Source organism: Candidatus Binatia bacterium (genome assembly GCA_029248525.1).
Classification (GTDB): domain Bacteria; phylum Desulfobacterota; class Binatia; order UBA12015; family UBA12015; genus UBA12015.
In genome coordinates, this window is the sequence record JAQWJE010000023.1 from 20,622 (window position 1) to 43,666 (window position 23,045).

Genomic DNA, 23,045 nt, shown 5'->3' on the forward strand with positions numbered 1-23,045 from the left:
GGAGAAGAGCCGAACCCTCAGTCCTCGAACTCGTAGATCATCGAGGCCCCCGGAAAGGCGTCGGCAATACCCGGCCCCAGACCAACGGGTTGCCGGTCGAGGCCAAAGGCATCGCGCATATGCGCGACAGTAAAATGACCCGTGATCCTCCAGAATTCTTCGGGGTCCAGATTTTCGGGCAAGCAACCATCGATGGCCAGAGACAAGAGGTTCTCGGGGATGGGGAATCCGGCCGCGACCAGGTCTTCGAGAAAATTATTGCCATTCCAGAGGATATCGCATTGATCGGTGAAACTATTATGGCCCGCGTTATCGACCGAGACAAAGCGCTTCGGGCCGGCAAGTTCCTCATAGGACTCCTCAAGCCTCGCGGCTCCTCGGTCCTCGGCGCCCACCAAAAGCAGGACGGGCTTGTCGGTAATCAAACCGCGCGCACTGCCAGTCGCAAACCCGATCATTGCTCGAACCTCCGGACGTTCGGGCAAGGCAAAAGCCGCGCGGCCTCCCGCCGAGTGGCCCGAGGTCACAACGAGTGTCGTATCGACGCCACCGAAAAGCGGTGATCCCGCATCAGCATCCGCATCCCCCAAGGCACCGATTGTTGCCAGAACGACATCTTCGGCGGTTCGGTCCGGTACCTCCCCGCGCAACCCTACCTGCTGAAGGAGTCCCCACTCCGTGTGGTCGATCGAGGCGACGACGATTCCGTGCGAAGCCACCTCCGTGAGGAGGGCCGAGTACGCGTAGCGAAAGCCGCCGGCACCGTGGCTGAAGGTGAGAATCGGGAACGGCCCATCCGCACTCGCGGCGAGATCGCGATAGGCATCGACCGAGATTTCGATATTGAGTTCCGGCGGAAGAATATCGACGATCGCCTGCGGCAGGACTTCAAAGGACACGTAACTTGTCGTGTCGTGACCTGCGGTGGCGTCCGGATCAACCGGATACCAGACCTCCACCTCGCGGTCACCGAGCCCCAGCGTCGTAATACCGACCGCATAAGAACCCTTCCCTGCATATTTTGGCGTACTGCTTTGGTCGGCGCTGCTACCGCTGCAACTGGCGAGCGCCAGCGCCGCCGTGAAACAGACCGATGCCATCAGACAGGTTTTCCCCAAGGTTCCGGTTCGCGTCATCTCGTTCTCCAATCCAACAGAGGTCCGTGGGCGGAGGATTCGCCCGCGCAGGCTGTTCGCTACTGATTTTCGTACACGGCCAAGCCACCGATCAGCACAAACATCTCATCATCGGTGGTGACACCGGGCGTAATGGCACAAGCATCACAAAACCCGTCCCCGGCCCCCGGTTCCGAATCACAGGTCGCATCATCCCCGACGCCACCGCAGGGTTCCGCGATACGCCCTTCGGCGCAATGTGTTGGCACGCAGGTTGTTCCGGCAGGCCTCTCGGATCGCCGTGTGACTGTATAGGGATCCGGACTACCGTCCCGCGCGACGCCATTATTATAGATCGCGCAGAACTCCAGAGTCCGCTCGGCCGAATCTTCAGAATCGAAGACCCAGGGCTCGTCGAAGGTGAGATAGAACGGATCATCATAGAACGGGCTTTCGTAGAACCTCTCGCCGCTCGGATCGTTCACCCAGAAAAGCTCGCCGCGCTTGTGGGTATGCGAAGAGAGCATCAACAGTCCCGCCCCCTGCTCGAACGTATGCTCGCGACATACGGTCTGACGCTCGAAGGCAGGCGTGCCAGCCCCGGCACCGATGTAACGGAAATCGTGCCACTGCCACATCGTGACCTCGCGCTCCTCGGCGAAAAGAAAGTTTCGCCACGCCCTGTGCATCGTATCCTTCTCGGTCAGGTTGTATGCGTGCGAGTTCCAATAGACCAGGCCGCGCAGGGGCACCTTGATATAGAACCCGGGAATCGAGGTCTCCGGAATCAGGAAGGTTTCGTTGAAATCCGTGCCGCCATTGGGGCGTCCCTCGTCCGGTCCGAAGCCGAAGCAGGCAACATTATCGCCGATACGACTACGGCAGATACTTTCGCCACAGCTATTCGTATCGAGAGGGTCGCAAGGTGCTCCCGCTTCTGTCCCGCTCGCGCATACCCAATCGCCATACGACGGATCGTCGATCAGGGAGATCGGCGTTGTCGGCTTCATCACGATCAGGTGGTGGGTATTCGCATCCTCACGACTCACCTCCTTGCGAGCGAAGAAATAATCGCCGCTCTCATCCAGATATCGGTCCGGCACCTGTCCGCTGAAGTCGTAGTAGGAAGCATAGCAAATTTCGATCTCCGACCCCGCCGCGATCCGATGCGCCGGCATGACCAACTGCACACCATCTCCCTCGGCCGGCGGCTGCAGGGCTATTGCCTGGACAGGATCGGCCGCGGGCAGACAGACTCCCAACTTCTCGGCGATGGTGTCGGAATTCCCCGACTCATTATCGCCAACGACTCCGGCGGCAGCCGCGCCCTTCTCGATCCAGACACGCACGACATCGAGCTGATCGTGCGTGAGCTGATTACCGCCAAACGGCATCGGGCTCCCGGCAACGGTCTGGCCTGCCATCAGGTCCGGCGCGGTGGCCGCCGCCAACTTCAAATAAAGAAGGCTCTTCAACGGCTCCCGTGGCAACACCAGCGCCATCGTCGAACCGAAAGATTCTCGGTCCACGAGATTTCCATGACTCAGCCCCTCCCGCAGATCGAGACCACCAATGGCGGCGTCGCCATGACAGGCAGAGTTCGTGCAATCCATGCCGTCCCAAAGCACCGTCTGGATGGCATCGTAGGTATTCTCGAACTCCACCTCGCAGTCCGGCTCCGCCGGGGGAGCTGGATCAGGCGTTGGTTCCGGCACCGGCAAAGGGGTCGGGTCCGCGGGATCCACTGGGGGCCCCGCGATCGGTTCCGGCGAGTTCGGCCCCGGTGCACTCGAACTACCGCAACCCGAAACCACCAACGCAGCAACCACAAATAACGCCCGACAAGAATTTCCCTTCGACAGCCTCACGCCTACCCCCCCCAAACGTAACCTCAAAATCTCTCCCGGAGGTATCATAGGCCGGCTAAGGTTGCGAAGCTTATTCCGGCAAGAGTGATCCCGAGCACCCGCCCTGACACCGCAGCGCACAGGTTGTCGCGCAGCTGAACGAGACCGAACGACGGGGCTCAACGCAGAGTTTTTTGGCGGAAAATTTGTTTTGTGCCCGAATGTGAGTCGACAAGCCGAAATGAACGAGATATCCCAAGCACTCACGACGATTCCCGAACGATGATTGCGCGAGAATAGAGTTCCCATGGCAACCAAACGCAGTCTCTACTTCGAAATCTTCCTGATCGCACTGGCCGTCATCGTTCTGGAGGTCAGCTACACGCGGGTCTTCTCCTACAAACTGGTTTATTACTTCACCTATCTGGTCATCGGCGTCTCCCTGCTGGGGCTCGGGGCCGGTGGCGTTTTCGTGACGCTGTTCGAGAGCCTGCGACAGATCCCGCCCCGGCGCCTGATTCTCGTGTGCTCGCTCGTCGCCTCGCTCAGCGTGACCATCGGGTATTTCATCACCGCGCTGCTGCCGATGAACCTCTTCCAGATGGTGATCCATCTCGGCCAGGGCCGGTGGGATACCGTCTTTCTGGAAGTAGTGAAACTCGGCGCTCTCCTGATCACGCTCTTCGTGCCTTTTGCTGCCGCCGGCATCGCTCTTGCGATTATCTTCGCGACACGAACCGAAAACATCAGCCGCCTCTATTTTGCCGACCTCAGCGGTGCGGCTCTGGGCTGCACCATGATCATTCCCATCATGGTCTACCTCTCGCCTCCCGGTGGTGTCCTTCTGGCAGGATTCTTTTTTGCGATCTCGGGCTGGAATCTGGCTCGCGACGAGGGCGGTCGGTGGCCGGCCGGCGTCATCATCAGTGCGGTTCTTTCGCTGATCTTCGTCATCTCCCCCGCGCTCCTGCCCGACCCCGTCAAGGATAATATCAAGGGCGAGGGAGAGTCCAAGGCGATCTTCACGCGGTGGAGTCCGGTGTTCCGGGTGGATGTTGTGCCAATTCCCCTGCCGGATGCAGAGCCTTCGAACTTTCTGGTCCATGACGGAACTCTGGGTTCCGTTCTCTACTCCTGGGACGGCGAGATGGACTCTCTGGCGCGGTACGACACGATGGATCGGCAATACCCGTTCCGCTTGCTCGGCCCTGGCGCCAACGTCGCCATCGTCGGTTCGGCCGGCGGCAACGAAATCATGGCCTCATTGCATTTCGAGGCCAATCACGTCACCGGCATCGAACTGAATCCGGTGACGGTCGACCTGCTCCACGAGGACTTTGCCGACTTCACCGGCAGATTGGCAGAGCACCCGAAAGTCCGGATCGTCAATGCCGAGGGGCGAGCCTTCCTGGAGGGCTCCGGCGACAACTTCGACCTGATCTGGCTGGTGGCCCCCGACAGCTATGCGGCCATGAACGCAGCTTCGTCGGGCGCTTTCGTACTCTCGGAAAGCTATCTCTACACGCGCGAGATGATCCAGACCTCGCTCACACACCTCACCCCGGATGGTATCCTCTGCGCCCAATTCGGCGAGATCGGCTTCGGCGAGAAGCCCAATCGCACGCTTCGCTACCTCGCGACCGCCCGGGAAGCTTTCCGGAAGCTGGGCATCGAGGATTTCCCGGCCCATGTAATGGTTACGGCCGCACCCGGATTTGCCGATATGGCAACCGTCACCATCCTGCTGAAGAAGTCGCCCTTTACCGAAAAAGAAATCGCAACCCTGAACACCACAGCCGCGAGCCTCGAGAAAAACGAGGTGATTTATACGCCGACCGGGATGGCCCAGGATCACCCGGCCTTCACCGTCATCACGGCCAACGGCGATGAACGCGAAGCCTTCTATGATCGCTACCCCTATCAGATCGGTCCGATCACGGATGATTCACCCTTTTTCTGGCATTTCGTTTCCTTCCCCGATGCGTTGACGGGCCGGACACAATCCAGCGAACTGAACATCGAAGAAGGAGTGGGCGAAAAAGCACAGATCGCACTCCTGTTCGCAGCCATTCTGCTCGCGGCTGTCTTCCTTCTGGCCCCTCTGGTTTTCCTGCGCGACGTCTGGCGCAAGATCGAATGGAAGGCGTCGGCAGGAACCTACTTCATGTGTCTCGGCCTCGGCTTCATGTTCATCGAAGTTTGTCTGATTCAGCAACTCACGCTCTTCCTCGGCTACCCGACGTACTCGCTTACGGTCACTCTCTTCTCCCTGCTGCTTTCCACAGGGGTCGGCAGCCTGCTCAGCGAACGCTTCCGAAACAAGCGGAATCAGGCCTTCGGGATTCTGGCGGTCAGCCTGATCGTGCTGGTGACGTTCTACCAGATGGCTCTCACGCCGATCATCGAGGCCGCCGTGGCATCACCTCTGGGCCTCCGGGTCCTGATTTCCGTTGCCCTGCTGGCACCCTTGGGGCTCTGCCTCGGAATGTTCATGCCGCTGGGTCTCGCAACGGTTTCCCGCCTGGGCGCACACGGTGAGGAATACGTCGCATGGTGCTGGGCGGTGAACGGGTTTTTCTCCGTGGTCGCATCGGTCCTCGCGACGATCCTGTCGATGACGATCGGTTTTCAAGCCGTGATGCTGGTGGGCCTCGTCATCTATCTCTTGGGCATCGGCGTCTTCTCCCGAGTGCCACAGCCCGGCGCCTGAGCACCGCAGCGATCGAGGAGGCGACCGAGAGCGGCGGCCCGGTTCCTCCTAGTGCTGCCGGAAACGAAGCCGCATATGCTTTTGCCGAGCGGCGATCTCGAGGCGTCGCGCGACGGGGTCGAACGACGGCACCGAATCGTCTCCAATAACCCCGAAGAGATCCGCGAACAGGACTTTTTCGGCACGAATCTTCGGAAAGTCGGCCGGCGATGGCTCCTCTCGGTACCAAAACCGAAACGTCATCTGTGCTGTCGCGAGACCCGTGGTATCGATCCAGTTGCGCACCCCGGGGTCCTCGTGAGCGACCACGAGGTAGCTGCTGCCATCGGCGTCAAAATCCAGCTGGCTCTGGTTCCGACTCGTGACGTAATTGGCCTGATCCAGCGACTGCATCCAGCTGTCGCTCAGCTGGAAGCCCAGATAATCCGGCGTCTTGGGAACGGTAACCCACAGGACGAGGGCCTCGTTCGGCTCCAGCGCAAACATGCCACTGGCATATAATTGATTCGACCCGGCGGTCCCCCCGGCCAGAAAGGGAGGTGATGCTTCATTCACCTCGTTCACCGGCAAGCGACGTTCTCCATCAAAGTTTCGATCGCCCCACGCTTCCAGACCAATCTGCATGACCCAGTTCCAGAAGTTGATCTGGTTGGGGAGCTTCTCCCCGATCGCCCGCATCTGCTCGGCCCGCGCAGCGGCATCCATCACCGGAGGAGGCAGCCCCTCATAGCCGAGACGAACGATATCCAGGTCCAGAGGGTGCTCGGTCTCCCAATCCACGAAAATCTCCCGCACAACGAAATTGCTCGCGACCTTGTCGGCATACGTCGTCTGGCCCTCCTGATCCTCGCAGGCCAGGTTTCCTCGCGTCGCCATCCAATTGCCGCTGTAGCCGTCGGGCTTCTCGCCGGATAACAGGATTTCAAAATGCCCGTCCGGATCGACCTGCAGGTTATGACTATTGAGATCCGCAAATGTCTGATTTCGACACGAGACCAACTCTTCGAGCGAACCCGTATCGCCGATCAACTCGGTAATTGTCTGAAACAGGACTAATCCGGGGGCCTCCGGAATCTCGGCCAGCGTGGTTGCACCCCGCTCCCGGTAGTAAGGGACCTGACCCGTCACAAGGTAGTCGAACTCGCCATCGATCGGCGCAATCAGGTAGGCGTTGTCGGGGTTGTCTCCCGTCCATTTGCTGAGAAAGGTAATCGCTCGCTCGAAATGCGGATTGTAGGGGTTGTTATCCAATTCACGGTTCGTGATCCGCACGAGGTGGCCGAGGAGGTAGACGTAGCCATCGGCCAAGGATCGCTCGCCTCGGGGCGGAGCCATCGCGAGCCATCCCGTCAGGTTCCCTTCAGCTTCCTCGATGCCCGAAACCAGATCACCGAAACCACTTTCCAGTTCCGATTCGTAGGCAGGCTCGAGCACTTCAGCCGCGATTGTCCAGAGAAGGAACGCTGCCAGAATCCCCAGAATCGATCGAAAGAAAAATTTCTTCATAGCCGGAGATCCGTTTTGTCACGAACCTCCAAAATCGCAAAAGAATCCTGCCTAGGCCGAAGGCTTGCAACTCGGGCGCAAACTCGACCTGAATTCTCCCCATCAAAGCCAGCCCCGGCGAAAGCCGAGAACCGCTGGAAACAAGGGAGTTGCCTGCAAACCACCGGCGAGTACCACCACCGCGAGCACCGCGTCCGAGAACGGGTCGACACCGCCGGCCGCCGCAGGAAATAGCGACGCCTTGAGAAGCAACGCCAGATTGGTATTGCGCAAAGTCGTTTCAATTCCGATAGCCATACGCTCGGGCCGAGCCAGCCGGGCCAACCAGGCGACCGCAAGGCTGATCCCCAACCCGAGGGTCGAGAAGAGCACCAGCCATGGAGGAAGGAACGCAAGTGAGGCGCCATCAATACGTCCGCTCCCGCTGGAGCCGACCACCATCAAAAAAACCAGTACCAGACTCAGGCGGATGCAGACCTTCGTAAAACGCTGATCCGCCGGTGGCGTCAGACGCGTCCGCACCAGCATCCCGAGAGCCAGGGGCAAAAGGAGGCCGAGGCCGATATCAAATAGAATCCCGGCCACCGGCATCGCAAATGCCGAGGGAAGCAGGTCCGCGGCAAAGAGCTGCAAAATCAGAGGCGTGGTCACCAGACAACCAATCGTCGAGAGTGCCGTCAGCGCGATGGAGAGCGCGTAATTCGCGCCGGTCAAATAACAGACCACGTTGGACAAGGTGCCGCCCGGGACAGCGGCGACCAGAATCAGACCGATCGTCTGCCCCGGAGAAAACCCGGCCCATGCAGCAACCGAGGCGCCCAAAACCGGCATCACCAGCAACTGGGCACCCATCCCCGCAAGCAAACCTCGAGGTGCCAGAAAGACCGCGGAGAGATCGCGAGGATGAAGGGTCGCCCCCATTCCCAACATCGCCAGAAACAGCTGCGAAAATGCCAACGGGTACTCGGCCTGCGTGTACCAATCCATCAACGACACCTCCCCCACCCGTAGCTCTGTTTATTCACTCCTCGGCCAGCAGCCTGACCACCCAACCTTGCACGACCGAATGGTCACGCGTTGCCACCGAGTCGCTTTGGGTCGATCGTTTTATGGCACGCGTCGGACTTGCAGGGAAAGCTCGGGGCGCTCCGGGGCTGGCCCGGTCCGCACCGGCACACCCACCCATACAAAGCCGATGATGGTTTCCTCTTTGGGGGATATGCCAAGGGCGTCGTAGGTCCGCGCATCCCGGATCACAGCCCCTGTCGACCATTTGCTGTGATAGCCGTCCGCAAAGACCGATAGCGTCAGATTCTGGATCGCCGAAGCGCAGGCCGCGTAATCCTCCTGCGATTGCATCGCATCCTCCGAAACAATCTGGCTCACGACCACCAGCGCCGGATGAAGCATTTTTCCGGCCATGCGCTCGCGCAGGGCCTCGCTGATCTCGGTTCCGGTCTTCGCGGCCTTGAGCTCGACTCCCAGTTCAAAAAGCGACTCGCGAGCTGTGGGACCGGGCAAGGTAAACCTCCAGGGCCAGGTCATCCGATGGCAAGGGGCCATCTGCGCAGCTTCCAACCCCTTCAGAATCACGTCCTCCGGGACAGGTGAATCCTGCCACAAATGAGCTGTCCTGCGAGAATGAATGGCTTCCTGAATGTGCATCACGTCCCTCGTTTCGTTTCTACCATAAGGGGAGAACGCCGGTCTCGTCCAGTCGGGTCGCCAAGTTGTGCCGAGGTGGTGCTGTCGGCTATTCAGTGGGGGCGCACCAGAGGAGTCAAGATGGCAGAGGGTTCGATTGGAGTACTGCTGGGTTCGGATCTCGACCTGAAGCTGCAACTGCGGTGGGCGATACAGCTGGCCCAATCTCGCCGGAAGGACCTTCTGGTCTACCAGCAGGTGGCCCGGCAGGACGGCGATCCCGTCGAGCGCAACCTGACAGAGGAAGCCGACGGCGAAGGCGCGGATTCCATTCGAGAGATTATCGATCTCATCGCCTCGTCAGAGTCCCTTTGCGCGGGCGATCGCGAAAACGATACGGACCAGGAAGACACCGCCAACCCCGACCCGGCGGCCGCGCACATCGTTCATCTCCGCCTCAAGCAACTCCCGCTCAAAAGCCTCACATCGTTTCGACAACTGCTGCTGGCGGATGTCAAAAAGGAAAAACTTTCGCTGGTCACGGCAGCACGCCAGGAACTGAACACCACCGACCCGGACTTCATCAAGGAGCGCCGGATTTTCCTGCGGTTCGCCCCATGCGAGGTGGTTTTCTGCTTCGGACTCGAAGAGGATAATCCGTTTTCCAGAATACTGGTTGGCACATCGACCGGCCCCCACGGCGTCTCTGCCTTGCGACTGGGAAAGGATCTCGCGGCGGACACCCCCCAACCCCTGACCGCTGTGCGGGTGAACCCCGGGATTGGCCCCGACTCCGAGCAGGTCGGCGAGCGACGACTCGACGCCCTCCTGAAAAAAGCGCTTGGCAAGGACCAGAAGGACGTCGACCGCCGGGTCGTCGTCGACGACCAGGCGGCACGGGGCATTCGTCAGGCATGGGAAAGTGGTTCCTTCGATCTGGTCATTCTGGGCGCATCGCGCCTCGGCCTTTTCGGCAGCCATATCGGAGGCGGGGTCGGCGCGCGCCTCTCTCGCGGGGAGACGCGCCCCACAGTCGCGATTGTCAGCTCCGGCTCACCGATTCGGAATCGTTTCCTCGGGATCACCGAAGGCTTTGTGGAGCGCATGGTCCCTCAAATCGACCGCGAAAATCGCGTCTCTCTGGTCGACCGGATCCAATCCTCTTCGCAATGGGATTTCGATTTTTTTGCCTTGATGTTCCTCTCGACGTTCATGGCGGCGATCGGACTGATTCAGGACTCCGCCGCGATTGTGATCGGCGCCATGCTGGTCGCGCCATTGATGACTCCGCTTCTCGGCCTGGGATTGGCATTGGTTCAGGGCAACCCGGTATTATCGCGCATTTCCCTGCGCTCGATCGGTTTTGGCGTCGTTGTCTCCTTGATCGTCGGCGTGCTTGTCGGCTTGGCCACGCCGGGATTCCAGGAACCAACGCGAGAGATGCTGGGGCGCGGCGGACCCGGGTTGCTGGATCTCTTTGTGGCGTTTGCCGCAGGCCTGGCGGCCGCCTACGCTTCTTCCCGGCCTGGCCTTGTCGCCGCGCTTCCGGGCGTCGCGATCGCGGCAGCTCTGGTGCCCCCCATTGCCACTTCCGGACTCGCTCTGTCGCTGGGCAATTTCGAGCTCGCTCTCAACTCCCTGCTGCTCTTCGCAATCAATATGTTCACCATCGTGCTGGCCTCCATGGCCAGCCTCTGGGCCGTCGGGCTGCGAAACATCAAGAAGGCCTCTCGCTGGCGGCTGCTGCTTGTCAATATTCTGATGCTCTCGGTTCTGGTCCTCGGAGCCTTTCTGAGCATCAAGCCCGATTCACGGGCGACCCCGAATCAACTTCCAACGGAACTGATCCCTGCCCTCCGAGAAACCCTGGGTTCCGACTACCAATTAGAGAGCATCGCCGTGGCCTACGACGAGATCGGCATTCAGCTCAACGTTCGCGTGACGGGCACCCAATTAGCACCCGCTGGACTCGCCGCGGCAATTCGCTCGACGGCTCGCAGCTATGTCGGAACACCCGTCCGGGTTCGACTCGTGACCCAACTGCTTACGGTACAGCCCCCTGCAAAAGCGGAAGTGCCACCAAACCCGGATGTCCCGCGCAACGAGGCGCCTTGAGGTCAGGGATCGCCCGGGCACCCGACCCCCAAAGGCCGACGAAAGACCGGAATCGCCATCGCCTTGTATCCCCGAGGGCTAAAGGACACTATAACTCTGTCCACTCGGACCCGGCTTCAAGCCTCTCTCACCGCAGCAAACGATGCTGCTCCAAACAGGGTTAAGAAAATTGAATTGGTACAGAATCAAGACCTCGTTCATCGGACTCAAACGGCTCGCGACCCTGCCCGAGGAGGACAAGCAGGCCTGCGTCGATGCCTATAAATTCTTCCAACGCATGCAGGCCGGGGAGGAAACTGAGACCGCAGACGAGACCAAAGCTGTCGCGGACTACTACAAAGTCCTCAACAATATGCTGTCGATCTTCGATCTGGAAAAACTCTATATCCCACCACAGCTCGATGAAAAGCTGGGGCTATACGGCAACCAGCTGCTGGTCGAAAAAGACATCCTTTCCGAGATGAACCTCAAAGACCCGACGAACTCTCACCTCCTCGATATGGGCTGTGGGCGCGGGCGAATTGCGCATCATTTTGCGACCATGACCGGGGGGCAGGTCTCCGGATACAATATTGATCCGAACCAGGTTGAAAACGGGATCGACTGGGCCGCCGAGTGCGATATGAGCGATCGCCTTCACTTCAAATTCGGCGATCACCACCAGCCGCTCGAATACGAGTCCGAAAGTTTTGACGGATGTTTTTCTTTTCAGGCGGTATGGCCCTTCTTCAAAAAAGAAGAACTCGATGCGCACGCTCGCGAGATGTACCGCGTCCTGAAACCGGGGTCCCGCTACGCATGCTCCGAGTATCTGCTCACCCCCTATTTCGACTGGGACAATCCCGAGCACGCGAGGCTTCATAAACTCTTCTTGCCGACGCTGGCGGCCACGCAGTCGATGTATCCCGCTCACGTTTGCGAGGCTCTCGAACGAGCCGGCTTCCGGGTAATCCTCTCCGCTCCCTCCAAAAGCGAAGCATGGCCCTTATGCGAACAGAAGCGCGACCTGATCATGATGGGCCGACGGTTGATCCGGGGCCTCGAAGCAATTCGCATACTCCCGCCATGGGTTGAAGAATCGCTGGACCTGCTGCAAACCGGAGGGCAAGCGTGGACCGACGCAGAGAAAGCCAAGATCGCCGACTTGAACTGGCGAATCGTGGCCGAGAAGCCCTGACCTACCAAATCTGCCCGCCAGACAAAGCCCGCCAGACAAAGCCCGCGACGAACCATGCCGCCGCGGGAGGGAGTCCTCGTCCTCCAGTCTTTCAGCCTGCAGGTGCTTGCCTCGCTTCCAACTCCATGCGCGCCGCCGCGATCGCCGCCGCGTAGCTCTTGCGAGCATCAGGGTCCCACGACCGCGTCACCAGAAGCATGTCGGACTCGGGAGCTGAACTCGAGCCGTCGGGACCTTCCTTCTTGCTCAGAACTCTGAAAAACCCATGGGGATCAATTGCTCCTGACTCGGGGGCAAAAACACCCCGTTGGACCAACGAGCCGTTGAGCAACAGTTCGAGCCCGCAGGCCAATGGCACTCCGGTCACAAAACCCATTCCGACCTCCCCGATATCCCCCATAGTGACGGCTGCCGATGCGGGCATCCCTTCCCTGGTTCCCACCGCAAGGCCAAAGACAGCGGGGAGTCGATCGGCGCTCAGCACGGGCTCAGCGCTCCCGCCACCTGCGAGGCCTTCCAGCCAGCCGAGCAGGGCTGCCCCTCGAGATATCGAGAGCCATCCGCGTTCCACAAGACCTCGCAGGCCCTTGAGGACCAACAAATGGCCCTCCACGCCATGGGTAAGGTTCAGTGAAGTTCGGATCTCCGGATAGTGATGGGGAAAAGTGACAGCCTCCGGGTGACCGAAAATATAGGCCACCCGGCGACCAATCCCGGGGTAATCGATCTCGACGGTATCCAACGGTCGCGCCATCTCTACCGCACCTTCGCGTTGCACGCGGACAACGCCAGTCAATTGCTGGATTCCGTGGACCATCGCGGCATTCACGCCATCCTGCGAACTTTCGTCCTCTGGTACCGCACCAGACATATCCCAACCGGTGTAAAGCTCCTCGACCGAATCCAGTTCGCGCATGGCAGCGAGGCCCAACAGGTTACTGAGTCCGGGGCTGGCGCCCAGACCGATCACGGCCGTAATCCCCGCTTCCCGAGCAGCGGCATCCAGCGCAAACATCTCGAGAGTTGGTTCCCAATCATCGCAAATATCCAGATAATGACAGCCCGATTCGATCGCGGCCTGCAGGATGGGAACAGCGAGCCTGAAAAAGGGGCCCGTCGTGTTGAGAACGACATCGACTTCGCGCATCGCCGCGCGCAGCGCACCCGGATCCATCACATCCAGACCAATCCCCGTGGCCTTCCCCGACAAGGTCGCCGCAAAAGCCTGCGCAGAAGATGCCTGCAGGTCAGCCACCACAATTGAATCAACACCCGGAATTGTAACTGCCGCGCGGACCGCGAAACGCCCCATCCCGCCGCTCCCGCCCAGTGCCAAAACTCTCATTTTCGAACCCTCCGGGGGTCAGCTAGCATGGGCGATGTTGCGGTTACAGCGCCCGGACGTCTGCAGGACGGATTTGCAGGAGAACCCGGACGATCAGAAGCCCGGCCGTGACGAGAGGCGCAAAAGTTGAAACAACCACGGGCCGCCGGCAGCCAGAAAGCTGCCGAGAATCGTCAGCTCGAGAGCAACGACCGGCATCCCCATCCAACCCTCGGGAATGCCCGCCTGGCCGACCAAAACGAGGAAGAGGAGAAGCACCGGAATCCCGATCAGAAAACGCGCGCCGCGCTGCCACACGGGACCGTCCCCGCGAAAGCCTAATAGATGCAGGCCGAGGACAGCGCCGAACCCACCACCCAGAACAAACCCCGCAGCTCCTGCCCCTAGAACATTAAGCTCCCGGGCCACGACCTGCGTTGCCAAAAAGGCCCCTGCACTCGCCAACGTCACCAAACCCAATTGCCGGCCTCGAGAAAGAGCACCCAGCCACGCCTCACCCTCCGCTCGGTAGAGTCGATAAAGCCAAAGAGTCACCCCGCCAAGGAACCAGCCTGCCAAGACATCGGTCGGAAAATGAACGCCCAGAACCAGACGCGACAATCCCATCAGGAACATCATCGCAAAAGCAAGGATCCAGAAGGACTTCCGGTCGATCCAATCGGCAAGCACACCCCAAAAAACGACCGCGAGTTGGGCATGGCCGCTGGGCAACCCGTAACCGATCTCTCCGGACGAAACGATTCGGGCATCCAACTCGAATGGACGAGGTGCCGCAAAGGCCTCTTTCAAAATAGAATTCAGAATCAGTGTTGCCGTGAGCAACAGCAAAAGACGCAGCCCCATCCGGTAGTCGACGCTCCAGAGCAACGCCGGCACCATATATAGGTAGTAAGATCCCCCGAAGTTCGTAAAGACGTCCCAGAAGAAATAAGATCTGTCCGTCTGGAACTGCTGCAACCAGAGAATATTCTCGATACCCGCTTCTAGAATTCCATTCAAAATCAGCGCCCTGCCTTTGTCGTTCGTAAATCAGAAACTGGGTCTGGCGGCAAAAGCCAACGGAGGCGGGGCCGAAACCAAAAGCCCGTAAAAAAGAAAAGCTCTGGATTGCCCCAAAAGAGTCTTTCGGACTATTCTCGTTTGCCCAACCCGGAAGCCTATGCGAAATAGCTGCCTCAAGATCCCCGCAACACTCACCTGCCTCGCACTCATCGAGATCGGGGCAGGGATGGCCCATGCGCAGCCGGGGCCCGACCAATGTTCGACGGCGCAAGAAGCCAAGGCCGCTGTTCACGCGGTCATCAATCACCTCAGCCACGCCACAACGCCCAAGCCGGCGATCGAGGATTCGCTCTCCGGTCTGGCCTGCGCGCAATCTCGGGGTGCGGAGCTACTGGCGCTGCTGGAACCCTTCCCGCCCGATGCGTCGCTGTCACCACAATTGCTTCGTTGCTCGGGGGAAACCAACCGAGCCGCAACCAGGTATCTAAAGGTGCGGCAAAGCGAGCGAGCCCGAGGCGTTCGACGCGCCCGCGGCGGGCGCTTGTTTCGGCGGCCAGCCCGGGCGTGCCAATCCGTGGCAGCTGACGACCCCGGCCTGCAACAGGGTTCTCCGTGGGGCGAGTGCCTGAACTTTCAGAACGACCGCTTGGACAGCATTTTTTTGGCCCGATGCCTGCGTGCACATACCGAGAGTTTTGTCGCTGACATCTGGCCCACGGCGCTGGCGCCCAACGTCGTCCTGGTGATCGCGGACGATATGCGCAAAGACTCGCTCCCCTGGATGCCCAAGACCCTGTCCGCAATCGCGCAAAATGGCGTTAATTTCACCAACGCATTTTCAACGCACCCGATCTGCGGCCCAGCTCGAGCCAGCATGCTCAGCGGTATGAGCAATCGACAAAGCGGGGTCATGGGGCACGGAACCGGGCACCTTCTGAAAGGGTCCGATGTCGTGGGGGCGTGGATGCAGGAGGGAGGCTACCGAACGGGTCTTTTCGGCAAATATCTGCACCAGTCCTCGGCACCTCCCGTGCCACCCGAGGGGTGGGACGAGTGGCAGGAGCTACTGACCTTCCGCTACCTGGGCTTCGATCTGAACATCAATGGCAAGGTGACGAAATTCCCCCAATCTGCCTATTCGACCGACGTCCTTGCAAAGTCTCTAAGTCGTTTTATCCGGAAAAACCGCAACGAGCCTTTTTTCGCTGTCTATGCGCCTTATGCCGGGCACGCCCCCTTCACACCGAGCCCGCGCCACGAGGACGCGCTCATGAATATCGACCCACCCAGAGGGCCCAACTTCCGCGAACCGGACCTGTCGGGCAAACCGTCATGGGTCCGCCTCTTCCGAAATGCCAGCGACGCAACAGACGCTGCCGTCATCGAGAATCATCGACAGCAATTGCGTTCCCTGCTCGCACTCGACGATGCCGTAGGGCATGTGGATCACCTGCTCGAGCGATTGGGGCTGACCGACAACACAGTGGTGATCTTCGTATCCGACCAGGGGATCCTTAGGGGCGAACATTGGTCCAACTTCAAGTTTGCGGCCTACGAAGAAGTGATTCGAATTCCCCTGAGCCTGCGATACCCTCGTCGATACCCATCCCCCCGCTCCTCGGATGCCATGGTGATTACGGCGGATATTGCAGCGACCATCGCCAGTCTCGCCGGAGTTACGATGCCTCAAGGGCGCCAGGGAGTGGACCTCGATGCGGTCCTGTCCGGGCGGACGACACCGCGCGACCATATCCTGATCGAAAGTCCGGGAGGTTATATCACTTACCCGAATCGGGCGATCCGCAACGATCGCTGGAAGCTGATCGCAAGCCACCCGCACCGCTCCTCCGAGAATCTGCATTACGAGCTCTACGATATGGAGGCCGACCGCTTCGAGTTGACCAACTTGTACGGGGATCCGACGCACGCCACGGTCGCTAATCAATTACGCGAAGCCCTCGACAGCGCACTGCCCCTGAACTGAGCGCGGACGAGCCTCGTGAAACGGACGCAGAGGACAGCCGAGTTCAAGTGCGCCCGCCTGAGCAGAACAAAAAAACCCGCTGGTGCCGTGAGGGCGCCAGCGGGTTTTTGCAAGACGGCTCTTCGCCGAACCGTCGACGTATCGCTTTTCGTTTTTTAGATACGAGTGTTGTAGTATTCGATGACTTGCTGGACATCGATCAGGAAAGGCACTGATTCCGCAGTCGGAGCCGAGGTCACGGAAGCCTGCTTTTTTTCCATGTCGAGGGTGATCCAATCCGGCAGATAGAGCGAGGGCTGCGCCAACGACTCCGTGAGAACGGCGAGATTGAAACTGCGTTGGCGCACCTGGATCGAATCGCCCGCCTTCACCTGCGCGGAAGGAACGTCGGTCTTGCGGCCGTTAAGCATGAAGTGACCGTGATTGACCAACTGACGCGCAGCCGGAATGGACGAAGCGAATCCGGCACGAAAAACGGCGTTGTCCAGCCGAGATTCCAGCAATTCGAGCACACGCACACCGGCTGCGATCTTGGACTTACGGGCTTGCTTCACGAGCCGACGCATCTGGCTCTCGGTCACACCGTAGTTCATCTTCAGCTTCTGCTTTTCTTTCAGCTGGACGCCATAGACAGAATCCGCTCGGCGACGCTTGGCTCCGTGCTCTCCCGGCGGGTACGGCTTCCGATACGGGGATTTGCGCGAGAGGCCCGGCAGCTCGACGTTGAGCGCTCGCATGACACGAAGTCTGGGTCCGGTATAGCGTGACATTCTAATCTTTCTCCTTGAATTCTGTAGAACAGAATTTTTACTGGTGCTGATTTGCAGGCTTTTGGTTCTGGTTAAATCCCGAGAGCAAGCCGCGACAGTCTGTCGACTTGGCATCACCAAGCCTCAATTCCCCCCCTACGAGAATACGCAATCGGGGAAAACAGCTTCCGAACCGCAAAGTCCGGTAAAGCCTTTAGATATTGCCAATTTGCAAGTCAACATGGGGCGATACCGGTCGTCCCCGGAGGATCGCGGCAGGAGCTACATCCATCCCCGCCAGAGACCACAGAAGACCACTCGAAACCTGAGTGAAATTAGTATCCTGTGCGGATTACCACGACGTCCGCGCAGTCTTCAGGCCTCGGCGGCAGCGATGCGGTCCTGCACGTCGGTCAACTTGGCCCGGTCCGCCTTCACCTTGGCCATCGAAACCTCCGGCAGGATATCTCCGGGCAATTTGGGTTGCCGAAAGCCGGTGTAGACCACCTTCCGCGGGCGCTTTTTCGGGCTATAGGCACGATGGAAAGTATCACTGCAATGCACCGTGACGTCACCGGTTTCGGTCGATAGTTTCCGAGACGGCAGGTCAAACGTCGGATCCAGCCCCGCGGCCTGCAAACTCGCGCGATGCGATCCGGGAAGCACGCCCAGAGCCCCACTCTCCTCATCTGCACCCGTGACTGAAATTCCGACCGTCATCGCATTGCACATATAGGAATGCGAGCCCTGCCCGCAGTCCTTATGCCAGGGAAGATCCGAGAGGCCCGTCTGAATATCGAGCGGCTTGATCAGCCCCTCGGCCCCGGATGGCGGCACGTGCTTGTCGCCGGTGATCTCGCCCAGCCACACCAATCGATCATCCCGAAGAAGCTCCTGCAGGATGTCCGACTTTTCATGGAACGAGAGCACGCGTACCGGGAGTTTCTCGCCCGTCGAGGTACCCGCCCACCACGACATACCGTCACCCGGTTCGGCGGCCTGCAATGCAACATCCAGATCCGCTGCGACAGCATCCATCTCTTCTTCCCGGAACACACCACCGATATGCAGAAAGCCCGCTTCTTGCAGGAAGTGAGCAATCTCGTCCCGGTCGTCCGCAAGGGTAAAACGCCGGCTCAGATCCAGAGGCTCTCCTCCGCGATCGCGCAACGTCAGCCCACCGGCCTCGTACACGGGTCGAGCATCCAGAAGTGCTCGGAAAACCGATTCCCAGCCAATAAAATCGGCAAAGTCGCCACGGGTCATCTTGACCTGCGCCATCATCGCCAGCCCCATGGTCGTGCGTTGGTCCTGCACCAATTCCGAGAGCGCGCCGGGTTGCAGGCTGGCGATCGAAGCGTCAGGCGAAGCACCTTCAATCAGGACCATATCGCCATTGCGCTCGGCCAACGACACGGTACGTCCCGCATCTTCGAGGGCGATCGACGGCAGTTTCTTGTGTCGCAGTCCACGACCGGCAAGGCCTGCGTTTTGCGCGAGAGACGAGGGCAATAATCCGTCAAAAATCTCATCCCGTTCAATCGCCCGAATATCTTTATATAGTCGCGTCCGCTGGTCGATGCTCATCGGCGTGCCTCCGTCCGTTCCGCCCTCTTCACTATCGTGTTTCCGACCCACCCATCAAGCTCAAACCATCCCCCGGGATATCGTGTTGCGAATCTGGTCGTCCTCCCCCCGAGCACGTTGCGAGCCCTGCCCCCCTTGCGCGCGGTACAGTTCCTTTGGTCTAAGAAGATTGACTCGCCCGTCGGCGTGGACGGAGACGCAGGAGGCGCCAAGACTCAATGAAAACCGATCATTATCTGGGCATGCGCCCGGGCGACCTCGACGGCAAGAGGTACGCCCCCTTTTGGAATCCCATGATGCGTCCCCTGCAGCCGCAGGTCGCACAGGCCGTGCAGCACGGGGGCGAGGCTGGGGCGCTGGGCTTTCCGATGAGCGATGCCGATCAGCTTCTCAATCCGGGCTATCTCCCTCTGGAAAACGGCTTCACGAAACTGCCCGGCGGCAAGATCTTTGTGGCCGTCCGCACCAATATGCCCGGCGTCACCGGCGCCATGTTCGAATGGTGGATGGGCTGGCATTATATGGAGCACCAGCGCTACAAGCTCTGGCACCCGCGCGCTCATATCGCGAACGGAACCAGCGCGATGCAGGGAGACAACCCGCAACTCAGCGACCGCGAAAAGTACATGACGACGCACTTGGTCACCGAGTACGTGGGCGACCGGCGCGAGGATCTCACCATCACCTTCAACGATCCGGGCACAGTATTCTCGCGGCCCGAAGAATTTACCGACTGCGGAACCACCGCAATGATCTGCGGCCGCGTCGGCCTGCAGCGCGCTCCGATCACCATCGGGCACCTCATCCATCAAATCCGCGCCACCGCCGACGGCTCCGAAATGCGTAGCCGCTTCTGGCTCGGCAAACCGCAGCTCGATGCTTTCGGACCCGGCAACCCGATCAACCGCGTCATCGGCTCGGATGCTGTGTCGACGCGGCTGGTCGGCGCGCACCTCGGACGCGATATGCTCGTCCACTGCGGCATGGAGATGCATCATCTGGCCGGGTTCCTTCCCGAGCTCTACGCCGAATACCATCAGGGCTGAGCGAGCGTGCCCCTTCTCTTGCCCTTGCCCCAAAGGAGACTTCCTTGAGCGACTACAAATTTCATCCCGATCTGGAACCAATGCTGCCCCTGCTGCCGGGGGTCACCGATTTCTCCACCCCCGAGAAAGTATCGGAGATTCGCAAACTCCACGCGCAGATGATCCCGGCGCTCGAAGATCGGACCGACGTGACGACCGAAGACCGACGGATCCCCGGCCCCGAGGGTGCACCCGAGGTACCCATCCGGATCTATCACCCTGGCGCTGCCGCCCCCGGCCTCGCGGGCACCAGCAGCAGCGCTTCCCTGCCCGGCATCCTGGAGATCCACGGCGGCGGATTCATGACCGGCAGCATCCAAATGATGGATGCCTGGTGCCAGAAGGCCGCTGCCGAGGTCGGTGCCGTGGTCGTCTCTGTCGACTACCGACTCGCTCCCGAAAACCCCTTCCCCGCCGGTGTCGAGGATTGCTACACCGCGCTTTGCTGGTTGGCGGCGAATGCAGGCAGCCTCGGCGTCGATCCGCTCCGAATCGCCGTCAGCGGTCAGAGCGCCGGCGGCGGATTGTCGGCAGGAACCGCACTGATGGCGCGCGATCGCGGTGGCCCCGCCCTTGCTCTGCAATTGCTCGAGATCCCCGAACTGGATGATCGGCTCGACACGCCCTCGATGGTGGCCTTCGAGGACACGCCGGTGTGGAACCGGCCCAATGCTGTCTGGAGCTGGAAGCATTATCTCGGCCCCGATCATCAGTCCGGCGACTCCGTCTCGCCCTACGCGGCACCGGCGCGTGCCGAGGACCTGAGCGGACTGCCGACGACCTATATCTCCACCATGCAATACGACCCCCTGCGCGACGAGGGCCTGCGCTACGGCATGCGCCTGATGGAAGCCGGGGTGACCGTCGAGATGCATTCCTATGCAGGCACCTTTCACGGCTCGGCCATGGTCACGGAGGCCGAGCCCTCCGTGCGGAACCTCGCCGAGGTGGTCACGATCCTGCGGCAAGTGCTGCGCGGCGCCTAGGCATCGCACGGCCAGCTGGTGCGATCGCCCCTCTCATCGGCTGCCCCCACAGCGCCAGGAACACCCATCCAGCCGAAATTTCGGGAAACGACCGGCAATCCTTTTTTGTATTCGATGCCATGATATCGTCCTGCACAGCTACCCCGATCGCGGTAGTGCAAGGAGATACCGAGATGCCTGAAGTACCGGAGACCAAATTCACATTCTGTCGTATTTGCGAGGCATCCTGCGGGCTCGAGGTGGACGTCGCCGACGACCGGATCGTCGATATCCGGCCCGACAAGGCACATGAGGCCACCGAGGGGTATGCCTGCATCAAGGGGCTCCACCAGCATCAGATGTATGATTCGCCCGATCGGCTCGAATACCCGATGAAGCGCACCGGCACCCGCTGGGATCGCATCTCCTGGGAACAGGCCATGTCCGAGATCGGTCAGAAGGTAGGCCGACTGGCGGCCGACGACCCTGACTCGATCGCCATGTATGTGGGTACGGCGGCCGGGTTCTCCGTCCTGCACCCGATCTTTGCGCAAGGCTTCATGCAGGGCATCGGCTCGCGCAGCATGTATGCCTCGGCCACTCAGGATTGCGCGAATAAATTCGCCATGGCCACCCAGGTCTACGGCTTTCCGTTCACCCAGCCCTTTGTCGATCTGGAAAACACCGAGTGTCTGATCCTGGTCGGCACCAATCCGGCGGTCTCCAAATGGACGTTCCTGCAGGTCCCAAATCCGGGGAAACGACTCAAGGAAATTCGGGCACGCGGTGGACACGTTTTCATCGTGGACCCGCGCCGCACCGAATCTGCCAAGGTCGCCGGCGAGCATGTCTTTGTCCGCCCAAACACCGATATCTTTTTCTATCTGGCGTTCCTGCGCGAGTTGATCGAGATCGGCGGCGTCGATGAAAGCCATGTCCGTCAATATATGTCCGGCTTCGACGAGCTTCGCGCCGTCGTGCAACCCTGGACGGCCGAGCGCGCCGCCGAAGTCACCAAGATCCCCGCCGACGTTCTGCGTCGCATGGTGCGCGCCTACCACGAGGCCGACGGGGCGTGTCTGGCCAGCGGGACCGGGATCGGCCAGGGCACCGAAGGGACTCTATGTGTCTGGCTGCAGGAGGCCATCAACGCCGTCTCGGGCAATCTCGATCGCAAGGGCGGTTCGCTGGTCGGCGAAGGCGTCTTCGATTTCGCAAAGTTCGGCGTGCGCACGGGCATGTTCGTCAAGAAAAACTACTCGCGCGTCGGAGAATTCGAGTCGGTAAACGATGCTCTTCCGGGGGGTGTGCTGGCCGATGAGATCCTCACGCCGGGCGAGCGCCAGGTGCGCGCCCTCTTTGTCACCGGCGGCAACCCGCTACTGACCATGGCCAATGCCGGGCGCCTGCGCGATGCGTTCGCGAAGCTCGAACTACTGGTCACGCTGGACATCTACCGCAACGAAACAGGCGCGCTCGCCCATTACGTGCTGCCCGCGACGTCCCCCATGCAACGCCCCGACCTGCCCTTTGCCTTCCCGCTTTTTCTCGGCATGCAGACGCGTCCCTACATCGCAGCGACCGAAGCCGTCGTGCCGCCCACCGGCGAACAACGTGACGAGGCGAGCATCTACGTCGACCTCTGCCGGGCCTCCGGCATTCCGATGTTCGGCTCGCGTATCGCGCAGAGATCGCTGGAGATGGCGATGGCCTTCCATTCCCGTCGCCACCCCGACCAACTTCCGGCCCTGCCCCAGCGTGGCCTTCTCTCGATGCTGCTGCGCATTACCGGCCAAGGTGGCTTCGATGCTCTGGCGCGGGAACCTCAGGGCCGCCTGCGGCCTGCCGGACAAGGCGGCGATTTCCTCGGCAAACGGGTGGTTACCGCAGACGGGTTGGTGCATCTGGCGCCCGAACGCTTTCTGGCCGCCGCAGAGCGGCTGGAAGGAAAATGGCAGGCCGAGCGCGAGGCCAAGCCGACTTTCCGCCTGATCTCGAAACGCGATCACAAGACACACAACTCATGGACGCATAATATCGAGTCGTTTATCACCGAGGGCTTCCAGACCAACTACCTGCATATGCACCCCCAGGATGCAGCGCAGGTCGGAATCGCCGAGGGGGCCCTCGCCGATGTCATTTCGCCAGTCGCCACCGTGCGCGTGCCCGTGCGTATCATCGAGGATCTGATGCCCGGATCGGTTGCCCTGCCGC

General features: G+C 60.4%; 16 protein-coding genes. 7 read left to right on the forward strand and 9 right to left on the reverse strand.

Translation table 11 applies throughout. The annotated features are described in order from the left end of the window. Positions 1–17 precede the first annotated feature (17 nt). Both P8K07_05530 and P8K07_05535 read right to left on the reverse strand, forming a co-directional pair. Complete coding sequence (locus P8K07_05530) at positions 18–1,136, reverse strand: hypothetical protein (protein ID MDG1957985.1); 1,119 nt, start codon at positions 1,134–1,136, stop codon at positions 18–20. Positions 1,137–1,195: 59 nt separating this feature from the next. Continuing rightward, positions 1,196–2,779: a hypothetical protein gene (locus P8K07_05535; GenBank protein MDG1957986.1), complete on the reverse strand. Its 1,584-nt coding sequence runs from the start codon at positions 2,777–2,779 to the stop codon at positions 1,196–1,198. 490 nt (positions 2,780–3,269) lie between these two features. Between P8K07_05535 and P8K07_05540 the strand changes: the two genes are divergently transcribed. Continuing rightward, positions 3,270–5,672 carry a hypothetical protein gene (locus tag P8K07_05540; GenBank protein MDG1957987.1) on the forward strand — a complete coding sequence of 801 codons (2,403 nt, stop codon included), beginning with the start codon at positions 3,270–3,272 and terminating at the stop codon, positions 5,670–5,672. Between the two features lie 48 nt (positions 5,673–5,720). Here the strand turns inward: P8K07_05540 and P8K07_05545 are convergent, their stop codons facing one another. From P8K07_05545 to P8K07_05555, 3 genes are all read right to left on the reverse strand, one after another. After that, complete coding sequence (locus P8K07_05545) at positions 5,721–7,178, reverse strand: hypothetical protein (GenBank protein ID MDG1957988.1); 1,458 nt, start codon at positions 7,176–7,178, stop codon at positions 5,721–5,723. Positions 7,179–7,280: 102 nt separating this feature from the next. After that, the gene (locus P8K07_05550) at positions 7,281–8,165 is read right to left on the reverse strand and encodes a bile acid:sodium symporter (protein ID MDG1957989.1); all 885 of its coding nucleotides are present in this window, start codon (positions 8,163–8,165) and stop codon (positions 7,281–7,283) included. Between the two features lie 120 nt (positions 8,166–8,285). Further along, on the reverse strand, positions 8,286–8,843 hold the full coding sequence (locus P8K07_05555) for a nitroreductase family protein (protein ID MDG1957990.1): 558 nt from the start codon (positions 8,841–8,843) through the stop codon (positions 8,286–8,288). A 120-nt stretch (positions 8,844–8,963) separates the two neighbouring features. Here P8K07_05555 and P8K07_05560 point away from each other — a divergent pair, with 120 nt between their 5' ends. After that, the gene (locus P8K07_05560) at positions 8,964–10,937 is read left to right on the forward strand and encodes a DUF389 domain-containing protein (GenBank protein MDG1957991.1); all 1,974 of its coding nucleotides are present in this window, start codon (positions 8,964–8,966) and stop codon (positions 10,935–10,937) included. A gap of 169 nt (positions 10,938–11,106) precedes the next feature. Beyond that, the gene (locus P8K07_05565; protein MDG1957992.1) at positions 11,107–12,114 is read left to right on the forward strand and encodes a class I SAM-dependent methyltransferase; all 1,008 of its coding nucleotides are present in this window, start codon (positions 11,107–11,109) and stop codon (positions 12,112–12,114) included. Between the two features lie 91 nt (positions 12,115–12,205). Here P8K07_05565 and P8K07_05570 read toward each other — a convergent pair whose 3' ends face one another. Together P8K07_05570 and P8K07_05575 are read right to left on the reverse strand one after the other, a co-directional pair. Then, positions 12,206–13,459, reverse strand: coding sequence for a saccharopine dehydrogenase NADP-binding domain-containing protein (locus P8K07_05570; GenBank protein MDG1957993.1), 1,254 nt, complete (start codon positions 13,457–13,459; stop codon positions 12,206–12,208). Between the two features lie 93 nt (positions 13,460–13,552). Beyond that, positions 13,553–14,458: a phosphatase PAP2 family protein gene (locus P8K07_05575; GenBank protein ID MDG1957994.1), complete on the reverse strand. Its 906-nt coding sequence runs from the start codon at positions 14,456–14,458 to the stop codon at positions 13,553–13,555. A 160-nt stretch (positions 14,459–14,618) separates the two neighbouring features. Here P8K07_05575 and P8K07_05580 point away from each other — a divergent pair, with 160 nt between their 5' ends. Beyond that, positions 14,619–16,445, forward strand: a complete 1,827-nt coding sequence (locus P8K07_05580; protein MDG1957995.1) for a sulfatase-like hydrolase/transferase — start codon at positions 14,619–14,621, stop codon at positions 16,443–16,445. Positions 16,446–16,600: 155 nt separating this feature from the next. Here the strand turns inward: P8K07_05580 and rpsD are convergent, their stop codons facing one another. Continuing rightward, a complete protein-coding gene (gene rpsD / locus P8K07_05585) occupies positions 16,601–17,215 on the reverse strand; it encodes a 30S ribosomal protein S4 (GenBank protein ID MDG1957996.1) in 615 nt (204 codons plus the stop codon). Between the two features lie 354 nt (positions 17,216–17,569). Continuing rightward, a complete protein-coding gene (locus P8K07_05590; protein MDG1957997.1) occupies positions 17,570–18,781 on the reverse strand; it encodes a phytanoyl-CoA dioxygenase family protein in 1,212 nt (403 codons plus the stop codon). A 218-nt stretch (positions 18,782–18,999) separates the two neighbouring features. On the opposite strand from P8K07_05590, the gene P8K07_05595 reads away from it, so the two are divergent. The 3 genes from P8K07_05595 to P8K07_05605 all read left to right on the forward strand — a co-directional run. Next, positions 19,000–19,827, forward strand: coding sequence for a hypothetical protein (locus tag P8K07_05595; protein MDG1957998.1), 828 nt, complete (start codon positions 19,000–19,002; stop codon positions 19,825–19,827). 44 nt (positions 19,828–19,871) lie between these two features. Continuing rightward, entirely contained in the window at positions 19,872–20,852 is a 981-nt protein-coding gene (locus P8K07_05600; GenBank protein ID MDG1957999.1) for an alpha/beta hydrolase, read from the forward strand. Between the two features lie 173 nt (positions 20,853–21,025). Continuing rightward, positions 21,026–23,045: molybdopterin-dependent oxidoreductase (locus P8K07_05605; GenBank protein ID MDG1958000.1), on the forward strand; the 2,020-nt coding region annotated here is incomplete at its 3' end.